This window comes from Corallococcus sp. CA049B (assembly GCF_003611685.1).
Taxonomy (GTDB): domain Bacteria; phylum Myxococcota; class Myxococcia; order Myxococcales; family Myxococcaceae; genus Corallococcus; species Corallococcus coralloides.
On record NZ_RAWC01000359.1, the window covers coordinates 1 to 5037 of the forward strand.

Annotated in this window: 3 protein-coding genes; all 3 read right to left on the reverse strand. The window is 73.7% G+C overall.

Going from position 1 to position 5037, the window contains the following annotated elements; all coding sequences use genetic code 11:
* Window positions 1–36: 36 nt before the first annotated feature.
* Complete coding sequence (locus tag D7W82_RS38340) at window positions 37–1485, reverse strand: glycosyltransferase (RefSeq protein ID WP_120622991.1); 1449 nt, start codon at window positions 1483–1485, stop codon at window positions 37–39.
* A 10-nt stretch (window positions 1486–1495) separates the two neighbouring features.
* The gene (locus D7W82_RS38345; protein ID WP_120622992.1) at window positions 1496–2848 is read right to left on the reverse strand and encodes a universal stress protein; all 1353 of its coding nucleotides are present in this window, start codon (window positions 2846–2848) and stop codon (window positions 1496–1498) included.
* Window positions 2849–2970: 122 nt separating this feature from the next.
* Window positions 2971–4851 (reverse strand): bifunctional acetyl-CoA hydrolase/transferase family protein/GNAT family N-acetyltransferase, encoded by a 1881-nt coding sequence (locus D7W82_RS38350; RefSeq protein ID WP_233588190.1) that lies wholly within the window; start codon window positions 4849–4851, stop codon window positions 2971–2973.
* Window positions 4852–5037 lie beyond the last annotated feature (186 nt).

Below are 5037 nucleotides of genomic sequence, written 5' to 3' on the forward strand. Positions count from 1 at the left end.
CGGGAGGTGGGCCGGCGGGTGGGCGCCACCTGACCGTCAGGCTTCCCGCTCCGCGCGCGCGTCCAGCTCCTCGAGCAGGGCCATGAAGTCGGTGAGGTGGCGGGCCGCGGTGAAGTGGGTGCGCACATGCTCGTGCGCCTGGGCTCCCAGGCGGGCCGCGAGGACCGGATCATCCAGGAGCCTTCGCACCGCGGCGGCGAACTCCGCCGGGTCCCCGGGGTCGCGCACGAGCAGGCCATCCACCTCGTGGCGCACCTGGTCCTGGAGGCCGCCCACCGCGCTCGCCACCACGGGCCGCGCCTTCCACATGGCCTCCGTGATGGTGAGCCCGAAGCCCTCCCGCAGGCTCTTCTGCACCACCACCGACGCGTGACGCTGGAGCGCGTTGACGATGGCGGCGTTCTCGTCCGGGTCCACCATGGGCAGACACGCCAGGTGGACGCGCTGGCGCAGGAAGTGCGGCTGCTCGTGCCACGCGGCGATGACGGCCTCGAGTGTCGCCGCCGCCTCCGGGTCATCCGCGACGGACGTCACCGAAGGCCCGGCCAGGACCAGCTCCGCGCGCAGACGGGGCGACTCGCGCAGGAGCAGCGCGAAGCCCCGCAGCACCCCCGCCGGGTCTTTCAAGGGGTCCCACCGGGAGACCTGCACCACGAGCGGGGCCCCGGGAGCGGGCGCCGCGCCCAGCCGCACGATGTCCGCCCCGCGCGACACGCGGGCCGGGACCCCGTCCATCCGGGTGAAGACGGGCGCGGGCGCGTCCGGCGCCAGGCCCAGAAGCCCGGTGTGCCCCAGGATGGCGCGCGCGACCTCCGGCGCCATGGGCTGGTTCTTCACCGCGAAGATGTCGATGGAGGGCGGGATGACGACGGACCGGTCCGCGAGCAGGGGCGGCACGTAGGCGGCACGGGTGAAGACCGCGAGCCGCGCGGCGGTCAGGTCCGGCGCGAGGAACGCCCACGCCCGCTCCACCTCCGCGTCGGGCGTGTCACTCCCGATGTGGCAGCGCCAGACCACGTGCGCGCCCGCCGCGGCGAACGTTGGGGCCAGCCCCGCGGTCTGCGGGTCGTGCAGCAGCACCACGTCCCCGGGCCGCACCAGGACGAGCAGCTCCTCCGCGTTGTCGCGGAGCACCTCGGCGTAGCAGGCGCGCTCGGCGGCGCCCAGGGGCGAGCCATCTCCCCGGGAGCCATGCAGCGCGTGGTGCAGCCGCTTGGTGACGTGGAAGAAGGCGGGCGTGCCCTGCACCACCATCCAGCGCGTGTCCACGCCCGCCCCGCGTGAGTAGGCGAGCATCCGGGGCAGCAGCTCCGCCACGCCGCCGCCCCGGGCCGTGGAGTTCACGTTCCAGAAGGTGCGGCCCGCCATGCGCTCGCGGGCCTGCTCCGCGCTCTCCTGGAGCGCCTCCCACTCCAGCCCCGTGAGCCCCGGCCGGAAGCGCTCCAGCGAGCTGGCCTGCACGTGGACCTCGAAGGGCTTCAACATGGCGTCACCGTCACGGCAGTGCGGAGTGCTTGACCACCAGCACGGGCCGGCGGCTATGGGCCACCACCTCCTGGGCCACGGACCCGAGCACCGCTCGGGACACGCCCGTCCGCCCATGCGAGCCCATGCAGAAGATGTCCGCGCCGTACCGCTCCGCCGCCTGGCAGAGCGTCTGCGCGGCGTGGACGCCGGACAGCAGCTCCATCCGGACGGTGATGCCCCGGCCGGCCACCTCACCGGGGATCAGCGCCCCCATCTGGCGCCGCAGCTCGGCCTCGTCGTCGTCCGTGCCCAGGGCCATGGCGGGCCAGAAGTCCGCGTAGACGACGGGGATGGGCGACTCCATGACGTGCACCAGGATGAGCTCCCCGCCCGGGGGCAGGAGCGACAGGGCGTGGGGGATGGCGAGGTTCGCCAGCGGCGAGAAGTCCGTCGAGACCAGGACGCGCCGGATGGACGGGATGCGCACGGGCGCTTCGGCCTCGCGCTGCCCGGCGACCGGGACGCAGGCGACCGCGGCCACCGGCGCGAGTGGGAGCGCGGAGAGCGACACCGAGCCGTGCCGCACGCGCCGCAGCCCCCGGCGCTGGTGGCTGCCCAGCAGCAGGAGGTCCGCCCGCGCCGTCTCCGTGAGCGTGGTGAGCGGCTCCACCACGCTCCCATAGGACGGCGTCGTCCGGACCTCCGCCAGGGGCTCGCCGACGCGGGACAGGCGCTCGCGCAGGTCCCGCTCGAGGATGGCCTCCATGCCCTCGGGGCCCTGGCTCGCGTAGGACAGCCCGAGCCGTCCGTACTCCGTGGCCGGGTTGTAGACGTGGGCGACCGTCAGCTCGACCGGCCCCACCCGGCGCAGCTCGGGGAGCCAGCGCAGCGCGACCTCCGCGCTGTGGGAGAAGTCGTCGCCCACGGTGACACGCAGCGGGCGCTTTGCCTGACACCATTCCAGGAACGGTCCGGACAGGCGGATCATCAGGAAGGGAACGCGCGACTGCTGCGCGATGCGCGCCGGAACGCCGCCCAACCGCCACCGCTTCTCCGACCGCCAGCCCAGGGCCGCGGTGATCAGCATCCGCGCCTGAATCCGCGCGGCATGTTCGACGAGGGCTTCGTCCGGCATGCCCAGCAGCACCCGGGGCTCCACTGTCAGCCCCTCGTGGCGCAGCCCCTCGGCCTCGGCGGCGAGCCGCTGCTCGAGTTCGGTGATGGCGCTGCCGCGCTCGGCCGGCCAGTCCCGCCGGAGCATGCCGGGCTCCGCGGCGTGCACCAACTCCAGCGGCGTGCCCGTCCGCGCCGCGATGGCGGCCGCGACGCGGACGGCCTCCCGGGCGTGGTCGGAGAAATCCGTGCCGACGACGATGGCCATGACGTCCCCCCCAAGGGCCTTGCCTGCCTTCGCTGCCGCGAGGGCGCGTCCCTTGAGGGAACGTTGGGGCCCACCACGCAGGGAGCAAGGGCCCCCGGGGAGGACAGGCAGCGCGTGCCTCCTCACCCGGGCCCGGGGGCCGGCGGGGCACTCGCGCTCCCGTCACCGCGCTCCTGCGGGAAGAGCAGCTCCAGGTGGTACAGGCCGTCCTCGCGGCGGCTGCGCACGGGCAGGCCGCTTTCGTGGAAGACGTCCAGCATGGCGGTGTTCGTCACCAGGACGTCCGCCTGGAAGCCGGAGATGCCTCGGGCCATGGCGGCCTCGCGGATGCGTCGCATCAGCGCCGTGCCCACGCCCCGCCCCTGCCAGTCGTCGCGGACCACGAAGGACACGTCCCCCAGGCCCGTGGCGGGGTCCAGGATGTATTGCACCATGCCCACCACCTCGTCCGTGCCGGGCGGGCATGCGACCAGCGCCATGTCGTGCTCGTAGTCCAGGTCCACCAGGCGTTGGATCTCCTCGTGCGGGTGCGCCTTCTTGAACCCCATGAAGCGCCGGTAGCTGCTCTCGCCGGAGAGGCCGTACAGCAGGTCCTGCAGGGCGCGCTCGTCGGTGATGCGGGCGGGGCGGATGACCAGCGTGTCGTGCGACAGCGTGTGCTCCCGCCGCGCCTCCGCCCAGGGATAGCGGGCGCGCGGCACCACCTGGTCCGGCAGCACCCAGCGGCGGCCCTTGGCCGCGGCCATCAGGTCGGCCCGGAAGTCCGGGTGGGCCACGGCGATGAGCGCGAGCGCGCGCTCGCGGATGCTCTTTCCCCACAGCTCCGCGACGCCGTATTCGGTGACGACGTGGTGGACGTCACCCCGGCTCGTCACCACGCCGGTGTCGGGCTCCAGCGCCCGCTGGATGCGGCTCGCCGTGCCGCCCTTCGCCGTGGAGGGCAGCGCGATGATGGCCTGGCCCCCCGGGCTCCGGCTGGCGCCGCGGATGAAGTCCACCTGCCCGCCAATGCCAGAGAAGAAGCAGCCGCCCAGCGTGTCCGCCGCCACCTGGCCGGTGAGGTCCACCGCCAGCGCGCTGTTGATGGCCACCATCCGGGCGTTGCGCGCGATGTTCGCCGGGTCGTTGGTGTCGTCGCTCGGGCGCATCTCGATGGCCGGGTGGTCATGCGCCCACGCGTAGAGCGCCCGCGTGCCCATGATGAAGGACGTGACGAGCTTCCCGGGCAGCAGCGTCTTGCGCCGCCCGGTGATGACGCCGGACTCCACCAGCCGCATCACGCCGTCGGACAGCATCTCCGTGTGGATGCCCAGGTCGTGGTGGCCCTTCAGGGCGGTGAGCACCGCGTCCGGGATGCGCCCGATGCCCGTCTGGAGCGTGGCGCCGTCCGGGATGAGCCGCGCCACGTGCTCGCCAATCCTCCGGGAGACCTCGTCGGAGGGCTCGGGGTGCGCCTCCAGCAGCGGCAGGTCCACGGGCACCAGGTGGTCGATGCGGCGCACGTCCAGGAACGAGTCCCCGTGCGTGCGGGGCATGTTCGGGTTCACCTCCGCGATGACGAGCGGGGCCGCGTCCACCGCGGCGCGCACGATGTCCACGGAGACGCCCAGGCTGACGTAGCCGTGGGCATCCGGCGGGCTGACCTGGATGAGCGCCGCGTCGACGCGGATCTTCCGGCTCCGGATGAGCTCCGGGATTTCGGAGAGGAACACCGGGATGAAGTCCGCCCGCCCCTCCTGCACGGCCTGCCGCACGTTGGGCCCGATGAAGAAGGCGACGTGGCGGAAGCGCCCGGCCTGCGCGGGCTCCACGTAGGGCGCGGGCCCCAGCGTCAGCAGGTGCACCACCTCGTTGTCGGAGAGGGAGGGGCCCCGCTCGTCCACCAGGGCCCGCACCAGCGTCACCGGCTCGGCCGCGCCCGAACCGATGAGGATGCGCCTTCCCGGCAGGACGGCGCGCAGGGCCTCCCCGGCCGTCCTCACCCGGTCCGCGTGGCGCTTCATCCAATCGTCCATACGACTGCGGATAAGCACTGGGCGCGCCCTCCGCGCGCCGCGACGGGCAGGCTCGCGGGGTCCCTGCTCCCCTGCCGGTGTTCGTCCGGAAGGCGCCAGCCCCAGCTTGGAAGGAAAGCGAGGAGCCCAAGACCATGGAGCCGACCCTTCCCCCAGAGCCCTCTCCCCAGGCGC